At 53.8% G+C, this 18220-nt stretch carries 21 protein-coding genes and 1 pseudogene; 17 read left to right on the top strand and 5 right to left on the bottom strand.

What is annotated here, in order from left to right; genetic code table 11:
- The coding region (locus NP596_RS07750; RefSeq protein ID WP_371927917.1) for an ammonium transporter at window positions 1–658 on the bottom strand (658 nt) is incomplete at its 3' end.
- Between the two features lie 490 nt (window positions 659–1148).
- Here NP596_RS07750 and NP596_RS07745 point away from each other — a divergent pair.
- A pseudogene (locus tag NP596_RS07745) lies at window positions 1149–1250 on the top strand (IS5/IS1182 family transposase); the annotation flags it as partial.
- A gap of 35 nt (window positions 1251–1285) precedes the next feature.
- Here NP596_RS07745 and NP596_RS07740 read toward each other — a convergent pair.
- Both NP596_RS07740 and NP596_RS07735 read right to left on the bottom strand, forming a co-directional pair.
- On the bottom strand, window positions 1286–1843 hold the full coding sequence (locus NP596_RS07740) for a Uma2 family endonuclease (protein WP_256614730.1): 558 nt from the start codon (window positions 1841–1843) through the stop codon (window positions 1286–1288).
- Window positions 1844–1870: 27 nt separating this feature from the next.
- Window positions 1871–2449 (bottom strand): Uma2 family endonuclease, encoded by a 579-nt coding sequence (locus NP596_RS07735; RefSeq protein ID WP_256614729.1) that lies wholly within the window; start codon window positions 2447–2449, stop codon window positions 1871–1873.
- Between the two features lie 290 nt (window positions 2450–2739).
- On the opposite strand from NP596_RS07735, the gene NP596_RS07730 reads away from it, so the two are divergent.
- From NP596_RS07730 to cydX, 10 genes are all read left to right on the top strand, one after another.
- A complete protein-coding gene (locus tag NP596_RS07730) occupies window positions 2740–3438 on the top strand; it encodes an MBL fold metallo-hydrolase (protein WP_256614728.1) in 699 nt (232 codons plus the stop codon).
- 9 nt (window positions 3439–3447) lie between these two features.
- The gene (locus tag NP596_RS07725; protein WP_256614727.1) at window positions 3448–4377 is read left to right on the top strand and encodes a sulfite exporter TauE/SafE family protein; all 930 of its coding nucleotides are present in this window, start codon (window positions 3448–3450) and stop codon (window positions 4375–4377) included.
- Window positions 4367–4804 (top strand): phosphate-starvation-inducible protein PsiE, encoded by a 438-nt coding sequence (locus NP596_RS07720; protein ID WP_256614726.1) that lies wholly within the window; start codon window positions 4367–4369, stop codon window positions 4802–4804. Before NP596_RS07725 ends, NP596_RS07720 begins: the two co-directional genes overlap by 11 nt.
- A 71-nt stretch (window positions 4805–4875) precedes the next feature.
- The gene (locus NP596_RS07715; protein WP_256614725.1) at window positions 4876–6645 is read left to right on the top strand and encodes a multicopper oxidase family protein; all 1770 of its coding nucleotides are present in this window, start codon (window positions 4876–4878) and stop codon (window positions 6643–6645) included.
- 32 nt (window positions 6646–6677) lie between these two features.
- Window positions 6678–7709: an urease accessory protein UreH domain-containing protein gene (locus NP596_RS07710; protein ID WP_256614724.1), complete on the top strand. Its 1032-nt coding sequence runs from the start codon at window positions 6678–6680 to the stop codon at window positions 7707–7709.
- A gap of 70 nt (window positions 7710–7779) precedes the next feature.
- The gene (gene cydP / locus NP596_RS07705) at window positions 7780–8028 is read left to right on the top strand and encodes a cytochrome oxidase putative small subunit CydP (RefSeq protein ID WP_256614723.1); all 249 of its coding nucleotides are present in this window, start codon (window positions 7780–7782) and stop codon (window positions 8026–8028) included.
- Window positions 8018–9580: a cytochrome ubiquinol oxidase subunit I gene (locus NP596_RS07700; protein ID WP_256614722.1), complete on the top strand. Its 1563-nt coding sequence runs from the start codon at window positions 8018–8020 to the stop codon at window positions 9578–9580. The genes cydP and NP596_RS07700 overlap by 11 nt, the downstream gene beginning before the upstream one ends.
- Window positions 9581–9596: 16 nt before the next feature.
- Window positions 9597–10148, top strand: a complete 552-nt coding sequence (locus tag NP596_RS07695; RefSeq protein WP_256614721.1) for an aspartate carbamoyltransferase — start codon at window positions 9597–9599, stop codon at window positions 10146–10148.
- Window positions 10149–10151: 3 nt separating this feature from the next.
- Window positions 10152–11291, top strand: a complete 1140-nt coding sequence (gene cydB, locus NP596_RS07690; RefSeq protein ID WP_256614720.1) for a cytochrome d ubiquinol oxidase subunit II — start codon at window positions 10152–10154, stop codon at window positions 11289–11291.
- 10 nt (window positions 11292–11301) lie between these two features.
- Complete coding sequence (cydX, locus tag NP596_RS07685; RefSeq protein WP_256614719.1) at window positions 11302–11445, top strand: cytochrome bd-I oxidase subunit CydX; 144 nt, start codon at window positions 11302–11304, stop codon at window positions 11443–11445.
- A gap of 84 nt (window positions 11446–11529) precedes the next feature.
- Here cydX and NP596_RS07680 read toward each other — a convergent pair whose 3' ends face one another.
- Both NP596_RS07680 and NP596_RS07675 read right to left on the bottom strand, forming a co-directional pair.
- Window positions 11530–11934 (bottom strand): DUF2784 domain-containing protein, encoded by a 405-nt coding sequence (locus tag NP596_RS07680; RefSeq protein WP_256614718.1) that lies wholly within the window; start codon window positions 11932–11934, stop codon window positions 11530–11532.
- A 112-nt stretch (window positions 11935–12046) separates the two neighbouring features.
- On the bottom strand, window positions 12047–13171 hold the full coding sequence (locus NP596_RS07675; protein WP_256614717.1) for an aminotransferase class V-fold PLP-dependent enzyme: 1125 nt from the start codon (window positions 13169–13171) through the stop codon (window positions 12047–12049).
- 269 nt (window positions 13172–13440) lie between these two features.
- On the opposite strand from NP596_RS07675, the gene hrcA reads away from it, so the two are divergent.
- The 6 genes from hrcA to NP596_RS07645 all read left to right on the top strand — a co-directional run bounded on the left by hrcA (window position 13441) and on the right by NP596_RS07645 (window position 18219).
- The gene (hrcA, locus tag NP596_RS07670) at window positions 13441–14481 is read left to right on the top strand and encodes a heat-inducible transcriptional repressor HrcA (RefSeq protein ID WP_256614716.1); all 1041 of its coding nucleotides are present in this window, start codon (window positions 13441–13443) and stop codon (window positions 14479–14481) included.
- A 52-nt stretch (window positions 14482–14533) separates the two neighbouring features.
- Window positions 14534–15178, top strand: coding sequence for a nucleotide exchange factor GrpE (gene grpE / locus NP596_RS07665; protein WP_256614715.1), 645 nt, complete (start codon window positions 14534–14536; stop codon window positions 15176–15178).
- Between the two features lie 71 nt (window positions 15179–15249).
- Window positions 15250–17187, top strand: a complete 1938-nt coding sequence (gene dnaK / locus NP596_RS07660; protein ID WP_256614714.1) for a molecular chaperone DnaK — start codon at window positions 15250–15252, stop codon at window positions 17185–17187.
- 103 nt (window positions 17188–17290) lie between these two features.
- Window positions 17291–17569: a hypothetical protein gene (locus NP596_RS07655; RefSeq protein WP_256614713.1), complete on the top strand. Its 279-nt coding sequence runs from the start codon at window positions 17291–17293 to the stop codon at window positions 17567–17569.
- A 190-nt stretch (window positions 17570–17759) separates the two neighbouring features.
- The gene (locus NP596_RS07650) at window positions 17760–18038 is read left to right on the top strand and encodes a DUF2442 domain-containing protein (protein WP_256614712.1); all 279 of its coding nucleotides are present in this window, start codon (window positions 17760–17762) and stop codon (window positions 18036–18038) included.
- Window positions 18039–18042: 4 nt separating this feature from the next.
- A complete protein-coding gene (locus NP596_RS07645; RefSeq protein ID WP_256614711.1) occupies window positions 18043–18219 on the top strand; it encodes a hypothetical protein in 177 nt (58 codons plus the stop codon).
- The last annotated feature ends 1 nt before the right edge of the window (window position 18220 follow it).

Below are 18220 nucleotides of genomic sequence, written 5' to 3'. Positions count from 1 at the left end.
TGGGCACCCTGGGAAAACCGCGGCGCGGGCCCAGCATCATGGCGGCAACCAAGGCGGCCACGCCGCCGGAGACATGCACGACGATGCCGCCGGCAAAATCCATCACGCCCAATTGCGCCAGCCAGCCGCCGCCCCATAGCCAATGGCAAACAGGTACATAAATCAGCAATTCCCAGCAGGCCGCGAACCACAACAAAGCCGAGAATTTCATGCGCTCGGCAACGCCGCCGACGATCAAGGCGGGCGCGAAAATCGCGAATGTCAGGTGATACATGCAGAACACGGTTTCCGGCAGATTGTCCCTGATGCTGTCGGCGTTCATGTTCAGCAGCGAAAATGCGGAAAAGCCGCCCAGCAACTGTTGCCAGCCGCCGCCATCGCTCAGGGCCAGACTGTAACCGCCCAGCAGCCATAAAACGGACACCAGCGAGGTAATGGCAAAGCATTGCATCAACACCGAAAGCACATTTTTGGTGCGCACCAAACCGCCGTAAAACAACGCCAGACCGGGCACTGTCATGAAGAGCACCAGACCCGATGCGGTCAAAATCCAGGCCGTATCGGCGGCGTTTAGCTGATCCGCGCCGGCGAATCCGGGCCATACAGCCGACATGAAACAGACGGCAATGGTCGTAGTATTGATGCGGCGTTTCGGCATGGTTCTTCTCTCGGCAAGAATGTCGCCCCAAAATGAGGCGTTTTGAGAGAATATTGCACCAATATGGTTCGATTGGCAATATGCATCGATTTTCCATGCCGGTTTTTTTCTTAATAGGCCGGCATTATGATCGCTTATCGCTTTTGCATTATGTAACTGGCAGTATGGGGTCTCGATTGATTTGTTCTACGCCAATACGTTTCAGGGTGAGGAGAAGATACACTGGCGTATTAAAGCGCTCGACGACGGCGCAACCGTTTCGTGTCGAATTTAGGTATGTTTTATCTGGGAAAATCGGCTGACTAGGCGTCGCGTTTGATGGGCATATTCCATCTTAAATCAGCCATCGATTCCATACGATTACCTCAGTACGGTGCGCTTCACGCTTTTTAGCACCCACCCCATCTCGCCATACGGTGCGAAGATTGAATCGGTGAATTTAAAGTTAACCTGCCCCCAAATTATCTCGTGGAATGGGTGGCGGATTTCCGTCAAACATTTCATGGCTGTTGCCACTCGATATGACAAATTAAAACGCAATTTTGAAAGCGTCATCGCTTTGGCTTGCGCTTTCATATGGTTACCCATGTAAAACGGCGACAGCCCCTAGTTACAAGTTAGGATGAGTTATTCCCACAAATTACTTAATTGAAACGTATGCGATGCAAACGGCGGCGAGCTGACCGGATCGTCATCTTTTAATGTTTGCTGTAAAGACCAGTGTCCGTCGATTAGCTGATAGACCTCCAAGGTTTGCAGGATGGGGTCGATCAGCCACAAAAAAGCCAACCCCAGTTGGGCGTAAATAGGCATTTTTTCGCTGCGGTCTATTTTTGTCGTGGAGGGCGACAGGATTTCGCAAATCCAGTCGGGCACTGTTTCAAACCAGGCGGTTTCGGGGAGTTTGGGCATGCGTTGCTTGCGCCATCCCGCCAAGTCGGGGACTAGAATATGGCCGCCCAGGTGCAGTTCGGGTTCGTCGATGATCCACCAGCCATCTTCTCGATCGGAATGCCCACGAAATAATGAACCAATTTCTACGCCCAGCGCCGAACTGGTTAGCGCATGTTTGGGGGCGGGTCGCGGGCGAACCTCCAGACGGCCATTGACGATTTCCCCCACCAGATGTTCCGGCAGGTTCAGTATGTCTTCGTAACTGGGAAATTTATAGGCCGGATTAGCCATGGTCGAGTCCTCTGTGTGTTGAGTGCACTATTCATCCGTGATATCAAACAGCACGTCTTCGTAAATGTCGCTCAATGAGCACGTCAGCGCCAATGCGGGCAGGGTTATGATTTCTTCGGCATCCGAGTAGCTGTGCAGTAGCCAGTCGTTATTGTCCTGGCGGGTAAAGCTGTCGATCAGCATGCGTTTGCTATCGATCAGCCAATAATGTTGCAGGCTGTCCAGTTGTCGGTAGGCCTTAAATTTTTCGCCGCGGTCGAAGGCTTCCGTTGAAGGTGATAATACTTCGGCAATGAATGACGGGTATTGTTTGTACAGCTTATTGTCGCGGTCTTTACCGTCGCAGCTGACCAGGACGTCGGGGTAGAAAAAAGCGTCGGCTTTTTCAACCCGTACTTTCATATCCGAGATATACACGCGGCAGGGGCTGTTTTTGAAGGCCTGCTTGAGTATAAAAAATAAATTACCGGCAATAGTGACATGGGCGTCGGAAGCGCCCACCATGGCCCAGACTTCGCCGGCCATAAATTCATGCTTAAAGTCTGCGCTGGCTTCGCCTTGCAGGTAGTCTTCCGGTGAGAGGGGGAATTTTTCTGCGAGTGACATAAGGTTTTCCTGCTAATAACGAATGCCGCGATTCTACTGCGCATTGCCCGCTGAAGGAATAGCGCGGCGCTAAAGGGGGGCTTTGCGATAGGGTGCTAATGTTTCATGCATGTATCAAAAAATCGCGCGTTTCCGGGTATGTTTCATTATGAAACTTTCGGCGGTTGTTTCTTGACGGAACCTCCTTTTATAAACAATAACTTAAAAACAAGTCGGGCGTTAAAAACTTGGCACGTGATTTGATATTAAATTATTAGTTTTTACTAATTCTTTAGAGTGGGAGCCAAGCCATGATTTTTAGACAGCTGTTTGAAACCGAGACCTCCACCTACAGTTATTTGCTGGGTTGCGAACGCACCCGGCGCGCCTTGTTGATCGACCCGGTGGCTTCGGAAATCGAGCAATATCTGCAATTGTTGCACAACCTGAATTTAAAACTGATTTATACCCTGGAAACTCACGTACATGCGGATCACATCACCGCGGCCGGCCAATTGCGGGAGCAAGTCGGCAGTAAAAGCGTGGTACACCGGGATGCCGGTGCCCAGTGCGCGGATTTGTTGGTCACCGACGGGGTGACGTTGCAGGTGGGAGACTTGGATTTGGAAGTACGGCATACACCGGGCCATACCGGCGGCTGTGTCAGTTATGTGATGGCCGACCGGGTGTTTACCGGCGATGCGTTATTGATCGGCGGCAGCGGCCGTACCGATTTTCAACAAGGCGATGCCGGTCTGCTGTATGACAGTATCACCCGTAAATTATTCAGCTTGCCTCCCGATACCCTGGTGTATCCGGGGCATGATTACCAGGGCAATACGGTATCGACCATCAAGCAGGAAATCGCCAAAAATAGCCGTTTGGGCGGCGGCCGGACCCGGGAAGAATTCATCGCCATCATGCAGGATTTGAAACTGGCTTATCCCAAATTCATCGATAAAGCCTTGCCGGCCAACCAGTCTTGCGGGCTGGCTGTTGAGCGGGATTAGGAGCCTATCATGTTGCTGACCTTGTCGCTGTCTCTTGTCATCGGTTTATTGCTGGGATTGTTGGGCGGCGGCGGCTCGATTCTAACCGTGCCCATGCTGGTGTACCTGTTGAACGTGGAACCGAAAACCGCCATTGCCACCTCGTTTGTAGTGGTCGGCATTTCCAGTTTGATGGCGTTGATCCCGCACGCCCGCCGCCGCTCGGTATGCTGGAAAAGCGGGTTGGTTTTCGGTTTGTCCGGCATGTTGGGGGCTTTCGCCGGCGGGCGCTTGGCCGCGCATTTTTCCTCGGATTTGCTGATGTCGTTATTCGGTTTGATCAGTCTGTCAACCGGGTTATTGATGCTGAGAAGGCATAAGGGCCAAGCCGATGCCGATGCAAAGATGCAGCCCATTTCGGTCTGCCCGTTAAAAGTACCGTATTTGCGGGTGCTATTCGACGGTTTTTTCGTGGGCGGCCTGACCGGTATGGTGGGAGTAGGCGGCGGCTTTTTGATCGTGCCCGCCTTGACCCTGCTGGTGGGCCTGCCGATGCACGGCGCTGTCGGTACCTCTTTATTGATCATTGTGATGAATGCCTTGGCCGGTTTAGCCGGTTACAGCCAGCATGCGGCGTTGGATGTGCCCTTGACAATGATTGTTACGGCCGGCGCCTTAGTCGGTAGTGGCTTGGGGGCGGTGATTTCCGGTTATATCAAGCCGGCTTGGCTGCGTCGCGGTTTCGGTGCGATGGTGGTTGGCGTCGGTATTTATGTGTTGTCGCAATCCTTGACCGAGGATTTAATCAGCGACGGCCAAGCCTGGTTTAGTCATGCGCACGCTCCGGTTTGGTTGATATTCGGTTTACCCTTGGTTTTGAGTCTGTTTCGCATCGGCAGCTGGATACATAAAACCGATAGCGTCATTCTCGGATCCCACAACTCGCTGAATGAGCGCTAATATTATGAAACCGGAACGTTTTAATGCGTTACATGCCAGTCTGAAAGTCTGGTCGGACGAGCTGGGCAATCTGCTGATCGAAGCCTTTCATTATCTGGCTTTGTTCGTGATTGGCGCCAGTATCGTCTGGTCGGCCGTATTCAGTTACATCGGCATGATGTCGCAAGGCCACGCCACCATCGGCGATATTCTGCTACTGTTCATTTATCTGGAGCTGGGGGCGATGGTGGGGATTTATTTCAAAACCAACGTCATGCCGGTACGCTGCCTGATTTATGTGGCCATTACCGCGCTGGCTCGGTTGGTGATTGCCGACGTGTCCGCCCATCACGAAGCCGGCATGGGCATGTTGTGGGTATCCGCGGCGATCTTGTTGCTGGCGATATCCACCCGGGTAATCATGAAACCGCCGTCGGACAACGGCTGAGTCCGGCAACGACAAGGAGGTTGCAAAATATAACTATTATAAAAATGATCGTTTCAGATCGAGGAGCTGCTATGTCAAGTTCAACCAATCCTTCCCGCCGCCGCTTTTTTACCCAAACCGGTGCCGGACTGTTAGCTTGGGCAGGGTTGCCCGGCTGGTTACAAGCCATGGAAGGAATGGGAGACATGCCGAAAATGGCGCCGCGCAAGGCCTCGGCGAATATTCACCCGGATGTGGAAATCGAGTTGGTCTGCAAACCCTCAAGCGTGGGAATCTTGCCCGGTCAACCGACCCGGGTTTTACAGTATGCCGCCAAGCTGATCAAGGGGCCGGCGAATACATTGACGGAAATTCCCGGTTCCTACTTGGGGCCGGTGCTGCGGTTCGAAAAAGGCCAAAAAATCAGGATCAATCTGCATAATCAACTTGATACTCCTACCATAACCCATTGGCACGGCCTGCATGTGCCGGCGGAAATGGATGGCCATCCGCTGTATCAAATCGACAAGGGTGAGATCTTGGTCTACGAGTTCGAGATGCTGAATCGCGCCAGCATGAACATCTACCATCCCCATACGCATAACCTTACCGGCGAACACGTTTATCGCGGGCTGGCCGGCGCGATACTGGTCAACGATGCGGAAGAGCGCAAACTGGAACTGCCCGGCGGCGAATACGAAGTGCCGATCGTGATTCAGGACCGTTTGTTCGATAGCAACAATCAATTGATTTACGCCCGGCACATGCATGACCGCATGATGGGTTTTTACGGTGACCGGATTTTAGTGAACGGTTTGCCGAACTTTCATCTTGATGTAGCCAGTCGAGCTTACCGGCTCCGCGTTTTGAACGGCTCGACGGCGCGCATTTACAAGCTGGCCTGGGACGACAATACGCCGATTACCGTGATCGGCACCGATGGCGGCTTGCTGGAAACCCCGGTTAAAAAGCCGTATGTAATGCTGGCTCCCGGCGAACGCCTGGATATATGGGCCGATTTCAGCGGCCGCAAACTCGGTTCCCGCCTGCAACTGCGCAGCCGGGAATTTTCCGGCGCATTGCCGGGCATGATGGGCGGCGGACGAGGCATGCGGGGCGGCATGCACGGTTCGGGCTTGCCTCTAGGCAGCGATTATCCGATTTTCAGCGTCAAAGTGACGCGGCAAATCAGCGACAGTCCGACCTTGCCGAAAAAATTGTCTACTATTAAACGCTATACCGTGGCCGATACCGCCAATCCGAGCAAGCCCGTGCCGATAGCCATTTCCGAAGGGCCGATGAAGATGGTATTGAACGGCCGGCCTTATGCGTTTAACGATGTTCAGCCCAACGAGCGGATTCCGGTCGATACCGTGCAACTGATGGAAATATTCCACACCCACGGCGGCGGTCATGGCGGAACGGCAAAACCCGACATGCAACACGGCGGCGAAGAAAGCGGGCGTAAGATGGGCGGTATGAGGATGCGCGGCATGAATCATGAAGACGGCGGCATGGGTATGGGAATGCGGCATGGCGGCGGCGAGCAAGGCGGCCACAAAATGGGCGGCATGATGGGCGGCGGCAGGGGCATGATGATGTCCATGGCGCATCCGATACATCTGCACGGCCAGTATTTTCAAATCCTCAATCGCAGTCTGGACGGTCCAGAGAGTGCCGGCTATGCCTCGGTCAAGCATGGCTTTATCGAAGGCGGCTGGAAAGACACTGTGCTGGTGATGCCGGGCGAACGGGTCAAAATTATCAAGCCGTTTCAAGATTTCAAAGGCCTGTTCATGTTTCATTGCCATAATCTGGAACACGAAGACATGGGCATGATGCGCGACTTTTCCGTTGAATAAACGGTATAACCGGCTACCAGGAGGGTAATGGCATGGCGACGCAACATAAGCATTTTAAAGTCGATGGCATGCAATGCGCGGGCTGCGAAGACATCATCGTCGAAGCGGTTGCGGGCTTGCCCGGCGTCGGAACCGTCTCGGCCAGTTACACGCGACAGCGGGTGGATGTGGTTTACGACGATAACCTGATTGGGCTGGCGGCGATTCGGCAGGCTATCGTTAACAAGGGTTATAGCGTCAACCCGCCTAAGCGGCGGCGTTTGACCGTGCTGCGGAGCATATCGGCTTTTTTACTGCTGTTGGCGATTGTCGGCGGCGTGGCGCTTTGGGGTAAGAGCCAAATGCCCGCCGTGATGCAAATGATGGAGCCGCGGGCCGGTTACGCCATGCTGTTCGGCATCGGCTTTTTGACCGGGTTTCATTGCATCGGCATGTGCGGCGGTTTCGTGGTCGGCTATACCGACGCCAGCCGCTCCAAGCTCGGGCAAGTCATTGCGCATTTGAACTATGGATTCGGAAAAACCCTGTCCTATACCGTTTTAGGCGCCGGTTTCGGCTTGCTGGGCGCAACGATTGCCATTACCCCGCAAATTCGCGGTATCGCGGCTTTGGCCGCCAGCGCGTTTTTGCTGTTGTATGGCTTGAAAATGCTGAATGTATTCGGCTTTTTACGCCGTTTTACCTTGCGCTTGCCCGGTGCGTTGAATCGCCGAATCAATGCCGGGATACGCAAACAACGCAATGCGCTGACCACCGGCCTGTGGAGCGGGTTACTGCTCGGTTGCGGTCCGTTGCAGGCCATGTACATCATGGCGGCCGGCAGCGGCGACCCCTGGCAGGGCGGCATGATTTTATTGATGTTCGGTTTGGGCACCTTGCCGCCGCTGTGGGGGTTCGGCCTGTTCGCCACGCTATTGTCCGCCAATGCCATGCGTCAATTGGCGCGGGTGTCCGGGATTCTGGTGCTGGTGATGGGGGCGATGATGGCGCAGCGCGGCTGGCAGATGCTGAAAACCGGGCAGGCGATGCAGATGCACCAGCCTATGTCGCAGCCGATGCATTAACGGTTTTGCCGGTATGGAGTCATTTCGGTGGGGCGAGGTTTACGCTTTTTTATTATAAAACGGTAATTTTATGATTAACTCAGATTTATTCAAGCCGCGGCTGCCCAAACCCAGCCTGTTGCGCTGGGAAATAGCCGCGGCATTGCTGATCAAAGTCGTGCTGCTGACCGGGCTGTGGTTTTTGATTTTTCGCTGGCAAGACAGGCCCGCCGTTAAGCCGGATCCGGCCGCGCACTTTGCCCTGGCGCCGGCAAAAGCAGCGGCCGCCGCCGAATTCTCTTCTCAACCCTTAACAAAGGAGCCTTCCCATGTTCGGTGATGACATTGTCATGCTGTCCAGGATGCAGTTCGGGCTGACCGCGCTGTACCACTTTTTATTCGTGCCGTTGACCTTGGGCATGACCTTCATCCTCGGCATTATGGAGTCGGTATACGTAATGACCGGCAAAGAGGTGTACAAGGACATGACCAAGTTTTGGGGCAAGCTGTTCGGCATCAACTTCGCGATGGGGGTAACCACCGGCTTGACGCTGGAATTTCAGTTCGGCACCAATTGGGCGTATTACTCGCATTACGTCGGCGATATCTTCGGGCCGCTGCTGGCGGCGGAAGGCTGGATGGCGTTTTTTCTGGAATCGACCTTTGTGGGCTTGTTCTTTTTCGGTTGGGATAAGCTGAGCAAGACCCAACATTTGGTCGTGACCTGGCTGTTGGCCGTGGGCACCAGCCTGTCGGCCTTGTGGATTCTGATCGCCAACGGCTGGATGCAGCATCCGGTCGGCGCCGAGTTCAATTACGAAACCCTGCGCATGGAAATGACCAGCTTCGCCGACGTGTTCTTCAACCCGGTGGCGCAGGTCAAATTCGTGCATACCGTGGCGGCGGGTTACGTGACCGGCTCGATGTTCGTGCTGGGCATCAGTTCCTGGTATTTGCTGAACAAGCGCGACATCGGTTTTGCCAGACGTTCCTTTTCGATTGCCTCGGCGTTCGGTTTGGCTTCGATTCTGTCGGTGATCGTGCTTGGCGACGAAAGCGGCTACACCTCGGGCGAGACGCAAAAAATCAAGTTGGCGGCGATCGAATCGGAATGGGAAACCCACCCAGCACCGGCCAGTTTCACCGTGCTCGGATTTCCGGACCAGCAAAACGAAAAAACCGATTTTGCCATCAAGATTCCCTATGTGCTGGGCCTGATCGCCACCCGTTCGATCGATGAAGACGTGAAAGGCTTGAAAGATTTGCGGGAAGAAAGCGTCCAGCGCATCAAAAACGGCATGCTGGCCTACGGTGAACTGCAAAAATTGCGCGCCGGCGATACCGATCCCGCCACCAAACAAGCCTTCGACGCCCGCAAGGCCGACCTGGGTTACGGCTTATTGCTGAAAAAGTACACCGACAACGTGGTCGACGCCGATGCGGCAACCGTTGCCAAGGCCGCCAATGACACCATTCCCAAGGTCGCGCCGCTGTTTTGGACCTTCCGCATCATGGTGGCCTGCGGCTTTACCATGTTGTTTATTTTCGCCATGAGTTTTTACTACTGCGCGACGCGGGTGGCCGACCAAAAACGCTGGCTGATGCGGATGGCGGTATGGTGTATCCCCTTGCCCTGGATTGCCGCCGAAACCGGTTGGTTTGTGGCTGAATTCGGCCGCCAGCCCTGGACCATTTCCGGCATATTGCCCACGCATATGAGCGTATCCAGCCTCAGTGCCGACCAGCTCTGGTTCAGCATCGGCGGCTTTGCCTTGTTTTACACCGTGTTGTTGATCATCGAGATGTATCTGATGCTGAAATACGTGCGGCTCGGGCCCAGCAGTTTGCATACCGGGCGCTATTGTTTCGAACAAACCGCGGCGGCCCATTAACGCCAGGGAGATAAACATGAAAAAAAACAATTTGATACTCGGCATGCTGTTAACCGCAGCCGCAGCTTCGGCGCAGGCCCAGCCGTCGGCCGATGCGGAAAGACTGGACGCCGTTGCCGAACGCGGCCGGCACGTGATGCCGTTCCATTTGGAAAAAACGCTGCATGTGTTTAACAAAACGCCGCATGGCGGCATTCAACAGGTGATAGCCAAGGATGCCGGCGATGCGGAACAAATCGCTTTGATTCGCCGGCATTTGCTGGACATCGGCCAAGGTTTTAAGCAAGGCGATTTTTCCCGCCAGCGGCGCATACACGGCGACGACATGCCGGGCGTTGCCGAATTGGCGGCGGGTTACGCCAAACTGCATTTCGATTACCGGGAATTGCCGAATGGCGCGGAGATCGAATATTCCGCCGAAGAGTCTAGCCTGATCGATGCGATCCACCGCTATTTCAATGCTCAGCTTAGCGACCATGCCCGGCATGCTGTCGGCGGAAAACCCGAGCAATGTAGGCACAAGATGCATCGCCACGGCGCAATGCGGCCGTCTTTACCCAAGGAGTAAACTATGTTCGATTATGAAACTATTCGTGTGATTTGGTGGGTATTGATCGGCGTGGTTGGTATTGCCTTTGCGCTGACCGAAGGCTTCGATTTCGGCATCGGCACCTTGCTGCCGTTTATCGGCAAAACCGATCTGGAGCGGCGGGTGATCATCAATACCGTCGGCGCCACCTGGGAAGGCAACCAGGTTTGGTTGGTGCTGCTGGGCGGGGCGATTTTCGCCATTTGGCCGGCGGTCTACGCTACCTTGTTTTCCGGTTTGTATGCGGCCATGCTGCTGGTGCTGTTCGCACTATTTTTCCGCCCGGCCGGTTTCGATTACCGCAGCAAACTGGAAAATCCCGGCTGGCGCAATGCATGGGATTGGGCCTTGTTTTTAGGCGGTACGCTGCCGCCTGTTTTAATCGGAGTGTTGGTAGGCAACCTGATATTAGGCCTGCCGTTTCATCTGGATCAGGATTTGCGGACTTTTTACGACGGCTCCTTCTGGGCGCTATTGAGCCCGTTTGCGCTGCTATGCGGTGTGACCGGTTTGCTGTTGACCACCTTTCACGGCGCGCTGTTTTTGAAATGGCGCAGCGAGGATGTGATTCACGACCGCGCCGTATTGGCGGTGGAATTTCTCGGGCCCATGCTGATTGCGGCGTTGAGCGCGGTAATGCTGTGGGTGTTTATCGGCATAGACCGCCCCGAGATTACCCAAATGGCCGGTACCGGAGCGCCCTCCAACCCCTTGCATAAAACCGTCGTCGGCAACGGTGCCGGCTGGATAGAGCATTTTATGCAATATCCCTGGATGTGGTCGGCGCCGCTGGCCGGTCTGGGCGGTTTTGCCATGGCTTGGTGGATGGGCAAGGGCGAGTCCAGAATGGGCGCGTTTTTATTCAGTAGCGTAGGTATTGTCGGTATTGCCTTGAGCGTGGGTTTCGCGTTATTCCCATTCCTGCTGATTTCCTCGACCGATCCGAAATCGAGTTTGACCCTGTGGGATGCCAGTTCCAGCCATTCCACCATGGTGTTGGCATTTTGGATTACGGTAATTTTTCTGCCCATCGTGCTGCTGTATACCCGCTTCGTTTACCGGATCATCTGGGGTAGCGTAACGGAAGCGGCGGTTTTAAAAGACAGTCATACACTTTATTAAGGAGAACGCTATGTGGTATTTCGCTTGGATTTTAGGCGTCGGCTTTGCCGCCGCCTTCGGCATCATCAACGCCATGTGGCTGGAATCGGTTTGCGACATCGATACCCACGGCATCGACCAGTCCTGCGGCACGCTGCGTAAGCCGAATGACTGAGATTGAACGCGGGGCAGGGAAGCGCCCTTAAGCGGGGCTGCCCTTGCTCGAGGCTGTCGTAAAAAGCCGAAGGGGCATTCCGGCCTACCTTTTACGGCAGCCTCTGCTTCGCGTCGGCGGAAAGTACCGCCAAGCCGCCAGAACCAGCAAGGCGAAGACGGAGTATGCCAATGTAAAAACCCAGGCCGGTGCCTCGAGGAAGACGATGCGCTGCAGCCAATGCTCGATGAAGCTCTTGCCGTATACCGCCTCGCCGGCTTGGGCCCGCAGCCAGGATTCCAGAGCCGTCAGCGGGCACAAGGCCCCTAGCCAGGCTTGCGCGGCGACGAATGCGATAGCGCCGAGATGGGCCAGCCGGAACCCCCTGCCGTTGACCCAACGCCACCCGAGCCGGTTTCCGGTAACAACGGCCACGAGTCCGCCGACGACGAACACGATAACGGCGAAGTGCACGACGAGCACTGTATCGGCAAGCAGTCGGTAAGGCATGGCGGCGGTTGGCGACGCTAGCCGGGCGCGAAACGAAACGTTGAAAAAACAAAACCACGCTTAGAGCGAGGCGGGGCTGCTTTTTTACTTATCAGCGGATCGTGCTTATGTGTCATCGGACTGCCGCGGCCCATTCCACGGCTTGGTCCAACTCCGTAAACGTATTATAAAAATGCGGCGAAAAGCGGATGCCGCCGCCGCGCAACGCACACACCACGCCGTTTTGCTGCAAATGCCGATATAAGGCCTGGCTATCATGGCGTTGGTGTTTAAAAACCACGATGCCGGATTTCAGCGGGCTTTGCCGGTCGGACAATAAAATTAATTGCGGGTGGGCGGCAATGGCGGCTTTTAGATAATCGTTGCGCTCTATGACGCAGGCTTCGACAGTCGCCATGCCGGTTTCTAACAGCAAGGACAGACTGGCCGACAGGGCGTGGATACCCAGCATGTTGGGGCTGCCGCATTCGAAACGGCGGGCGCCTGGGTGAATTTCCCAAGGCACATTTTCGTAATTATGGATGTCCTTCATCATGTGCCAGCCGTACTGGGTCAACTTGAGCCGCTCTCGGGCCTCGGCCGTACTGTAAAACACCCCCAACCCTTCCGGGCCCAACAGCCACTTGTGGCCGTCGGCCATCACAAAATCGGCGCGGCAGGCCTGTACGTCGAATTGCACCGCGCCCAGGCTTTGAATGGCGTCGACGCAAAACAGGATGCCGCGCTGTTTGCAAAACTCGCCGATGCGGGGCAAGTCCATGCGCAAGCCGGAGGCAAACTGGATCGAGCTGATGGTGAGCAGTCGGGTTTGACCGTCCACCAGTGCAAACAGAGCGTCTTCGGGTGTATCGGTACTGCTCAGGTCGGCTTCGCGAAATTCGACGCCCTGGTCGGCCAGCGATTGCCAGGGTAGGCGGTTGGAGGGAAACTCCTGGTTGCTGGAAACGATGTTGTCGCCCGCTTGCCAAGGTAAACCGGAAGCCACAAAAGACAAGGCTTCCGAGGTGTTTTTAACCAGCGCAATGTCGTCGGCCGAAGCCGCGTTGAGCAGGGTTTGGAATTGCCGCCGTAATTCGGTTTCTTTCTTCAGCCAATCCAAATAAAAATGCGAGCCGAAGCGGCTGTTTTGCGCGGCAAAAGCTATCACTGCGTCGCTGGTCCGCTTGGGCCAGGGCGCGACGGCGGCATGGTTGAGATAAATCAGGTCGTCGGTGAGCGGGAATTCGGGGTGTTTCATGGCAGGGACACGCTGATTGAAAGTAGGGAGAAGCGGGTTATGGAAAATGTTGCCTTTCGGGGTGCGCAGGCTTCGAGGCCAGCCTGATTTTGCAATCCGTTTTGATTATCCGCCAACAGTCCGGCCGAAACAACTCGATAGCCGCTGCCGCGGTAAGGATCTGCAAATCGGACTGCGGGCAACGCTTGGTTGACAAGGGTATGTGCAACTGATAGTTTTCTCTGGCACTCGGGTATTTAGAGTGCTAACAGTCAGTGTCGGGTGGCGTTGTGATAAGCAATCAGGATTTAAACGAGAGATCGCTGTATTTATTGAAAACCTTGGTGGAGCGTTATATTCATGACGGTCAGCCGGTAGGGTCGCGGGTATTGTCCAAGGACCCGAATCTGAAACTCAGTCCGGCTACCATCCGCAATGTCATGGCGGACCTGGAAGACATGGGCTTGATTCACTCGCCGCATACCTCGGCCGGACGGATGCCTACCGTCAGCGGCTACCGCTTGTTCGTGAATAGTCTATTGACGGTCAAGCCTCTGGAGTCCAGCGAGCTGGACCAATTGCAAAGCAGTTTACTAACGGAACACGACGGGCCGGGCGATGTGCTGAACAAGGCTTCCCGCTTGCTTTCCGACGTCACCAAAATGGCCGGCGTGGTGACCTTGCCGCGCCGGGAAACCGTGACCTTGCGGCATATCGAATTTTTGCCGATGTCCAATACCCGGGTGCTGGTGATCTTTGTCACCGACGGCCAGGAAGTGCATAACAAAATCATTCATACCGACAGGCTCTATAGTCCGGCAGAATTGCAGCAGGCAGCCAATTACCTGAATTCGGTGTTTGCCGGCCGCAGTCTGGCCAAGATCAGGGATTTGATTCTGAAGGAGATGGAGCAAGACCGCAGCCAGGTCAATCAAGGCATGATGGACGCGGTCAGCATGGCGCGGCTGACCTTTGCCCAGCAACCCAAGGACGATTATGTGCTCAGCGGCGAAACCAATCTGATGGGGTTTTCGGAATTATCGGACATGGAGCGGTTGAAACAATTATTCGAAGCCTTCAGCCAAAAACGCGGCGTGATTCATCTGCTGGATCAATGCCTGCTGGCGGAAGGCGTACAGATTTTTATCGGAGAGGAATCCGGCTACCGGGCATTCGACCATTGCAGCCTGGTGACCTCGTCGTATTCCATCAATGACGAAGTGGTCGGCGTATTGGGCGTGATCGGCCCGACCCGCATGGCCTACGAAAAAGTGATTCCCTTCGTCGATGTGACCGCAAAATTATTGGGCGCGGCCTTGAATAGCAAATAAACGCCCTTATCGTTATAGGCAACTTAAAAAATGACAACCTTTGGAGCGAACTATGAGTCATCAGCAATCAAGCCACGAACAGCAATCCGATAGTGAGTTAATCGCTGAAGTGCTTGAGCAAACCAGCGAGACCTTGGCAGAACCGGCCGAAGAAGCGGAAGCCGCGCCGGAAAACGCAGAGATCAGCGTCGAGGTCTTGCAAAAACAATTGGAAGAAGCGCAAAAACAAGCCGCCGACAATCTGGATAAAGCCATCCGTACCCTGGCGGAAATGGAAAATCTGAAAAAACGGGTGCAAAAGGACCTGGACGACGAACGCAAATACGGCTTGGCCAAATTCGCCAAGGAATTGTTGAGCGTATTGGATAGTCTGGAATTGGGCGTACAGGCCGCGACCGGCGACAGCCCGGAAGTGGTCAAACTGCGCGAAGGCAGCGAATTGACTATCAAACAATTCGAAACCGTATTCGCCAAATTCAACATCGAAACCGTCGATCCGATCGGGCAGCCGTTTAATCCTGAATTGCATCAGGCCATGGTGATGCAGCCCAGTTCAACCGTGGCGCCAAACCACGTGATTACCGTGTTTCAAAAAGGTTATGTGCTAAACGGCCGTCTATTGCGCCCGGCCATGGTGGTCGTCGCCAAGGCCGAAGACAAACCGGCCGATAACGCAAAAATTGATGAGCAGGCTTGAAATTAAAACTATCAACCGCATATCGCTAACAAATTCTTATTTAATAACTAATTCAAGTCTGGAGAAATTCAATGGCTAAAATGATCGGCATCGATTTAGGAACCACTAACTCCTGCGTGGCCGTGCTGGAAAACGGCACCGCGCGGGTCATCGAAAACAGCGAAGGCGCCCGCACCACGCCGTCCATTATCGCCTTTACCGGCGACAACGAAGTATTGGTCGGACAGTCCGCCAAACGCCAGGCGGTAACCAACCCCGAAAACACCTTGTTTGCCATCAAACGTTTGATCGGCCGCCGCTTTAAAGAAGACGCGGTACAAAAAGACATCAAAATGGTGCCTTACAAAATCATGGAAGCCAACAACGGCGATGCCTGGGTGGAATGCCACGGTAAAAAAATGGCGCCGCCCGAAGTCTCTTCGCGCGTGTTGATGAAACTGAAAAAAGACGCCGAAGCCTTTTTAGGCGAAGAAGTCACCGAAGCGGTCATCACCGTGCCGGCTTATTTCAACGACTCGCAGCGTCAGGCCACTAAAGACGCCGGCCGTATTGCCGGTTTGGATGTCAAACGCATCATCAACGAGCCGACCGCGGCGGCGTTGGCGTTCGGTATGGATAAACCTAAAGGCGATACCACCATCGCCGTTTACGACCTGGGCGGCGGTACATTCGATATTTCCATCATCGAAATCGCTGAAATCGAAGGCGAACACCAGTTCGAAGTATTGGCCACCAACGGCGATACCTTCCTGGGCGGCGAAGACTTCGACTTGCGCATCATCGATTTCCTGGCCGGCGAATTCAAAAAAGACAGCGGCATCGACCTGCACAACGATCCGTTGGCGCTGCAACGTCTGAAAGAAGCGGCGGAAAAAGCCAAAATCGAATTGTCTTCTTCCGAGCAAACCGACATCAACCTGCCGTACATCACCGCCGATGCTTCCGGCCCGAAACATTTGAACGTCAAACTGACCCGCGCCAAATTGGAGTCGCTGGTTGACGAGTTGATCGAAAGAACCAAAGGTCCTTGTTTGCAAGCGATCAAAGACGCCGGCATTTCAACCTCGAAAATCAACGACGTGATTTTGGTCGGCGGTCAAACCCGGATGCCGAAAGTACAGGCATTCGTAAAAGAACTGTTCGGTAAAGAGCCGCGTAAAGACGTTAACCCCGACGAAGCGGTAGCCTTGGGCGCGGCGATTCAGGCCGGCGTATTGGGCGGCGACGTCAAAGACGTGTTGCTGCTGGACGTTACCCCGCTGTCGCTGGGTATCGAAACCCTGGGCGGCGTGATGACCAAGCTGATCGAGAAAAACACCACTATCCCGACCAATGCATCGCAAGTGTTCTCGACCGCCGACGACAACCAAACCGCGGTAACCGTGCACGTGTTGCAAGGCGAGCGGGAAATGGCGTCCGGCAACAAATCGTTGGGCCGTTTCGACTTGCAGGACATTCCGCCGGCACCGCGCGGTATTCCTCAAATCGAAGTGTCGTTCGATATCGACGCCAACGGTATTTTGAACGTGTCCGCAAAGGACAAAGCCACCGGCAAGAAACAGTCTATCGTCATTAAAGCTTCCAGCGGTTTGTCGGACGACGAAGTCGAACGCATGGTCAGGGATGCGGAATTGCATGCCGACGAAGACCGCAAATTGAAAGAACTGGTCTCGGCGCGCAACAGCGCGGAAGGCATGATACACGCCACCGAAAAATCGCTGAAGGAATTGGGAGATCAAGTCGGCCACGATGAAAAAACGGCCATAGAATCGGCTATCAAGGATTTGCACGCGGTGCTGAAAGGCGACGACAAAGACGCCATAGAAGCCAAAACCAACGCCTTGACCGAGTTGTCCGGCAAACTGGCCGAGCGCGTGTACGCACAAAAAGGCGGCGCGGAAGCAGGTGCCGGCGAAGCGCATTCGCATGCAGCCGGCGGCGAACAGCAAGCGGCACCCGATCACGATGTGGTCGATGCCGAGTTCGAGGAAGTTAAGGACGATAAATAAGTAACGGCGTAGGGCGGATGGCGTAAGCCGATCCGCCGATTACAAGCCTACAGATGGCGGAACGCCTAGCGGCTTCCGCCTTACGTGTTAATGAGGAAATTAAATGAATTCCAATGTTGGTTGGAGCGATATCAAAGAACAAATTAACTATTGGCTAAAAGTTCCAGAAAACGCTGTCCTTGGCAGCGGATTTGGCTTTAGAGACAAATTAACCAATTTTTTGAAAGAACCGCCGAATGATAGTGTCGTTAATGAAATTGTTTATAAAATGAAAACAGATTTACCTGTTTTGAAAGAAAAAATAGTTTCTATAGATTGGGTGGTTGGCGTTAATCGATTTGTTATTACTGTTGATAAAGAAAGGAATACTTTTGATATCTAATTCTGATTTTTTGGGGCGTATGCTGGGCTGATAAACTCAGCCCGCGTAGGTCCGATTAGCGGAGCGTAATCGGACGCATGTTGCGAATAAAAACATTCCTCCGATTACGCTATCGCTAATCGGAGCTACCTTGATTTGATATTGGTTGGTATAAATTGATTCAATCCGAGCGTATTTGTACAAGGTTGAAATGAATCAAGTTATCAATATTTGCAGTGCCGAGCAAATCGATTCGTTTCGTTTGCTCCTGAAATTTGATGACGGCAAGGAACAGGTCGTCAATTTCAAAGGTTTTTTAATGCAATCCAAGCATCCCGATATTCGAGCCTATCTTGATCCAACGAAATTCTCGGATTTTCGACTCGAATATGGTGAGTTGGTCTGGGGAAATTATGAATTATGTTTTCCAATGATTGATTTGTATATGAATCGTTTGGAACAGGGTGATTATATTGAATCGGCAGCATAGATTTATGAATAATTGGTTGGACGTGGCGGAAAGACGAGCGGAAGAGATCGATGCGGGCCTTGTTGAATTGATACCTTCTGAAATAGTGTCGATTAAGGCAAAGGCGTTATTGAATTTTCATCAGGCTGAAAAGCCTTTGTCGCCGCCAAAATGTAGCGACCCTATAAAGACCAATTTTTGAA

Source organism: Methylomonas rivi, assembly GCF_024505165.1.
Lineage (GTDB): Bacteria > Pseudomonadota > Gammaproteobacteria > Methylococcales > Methylomonadaceae > Methylomonas > Methylomonas rivi.
The sequence above is the reverse complement of the archived record's forward strand: the minus strand, read 5'-3'. Positions and strand labels throughout refer to the sequence as shown.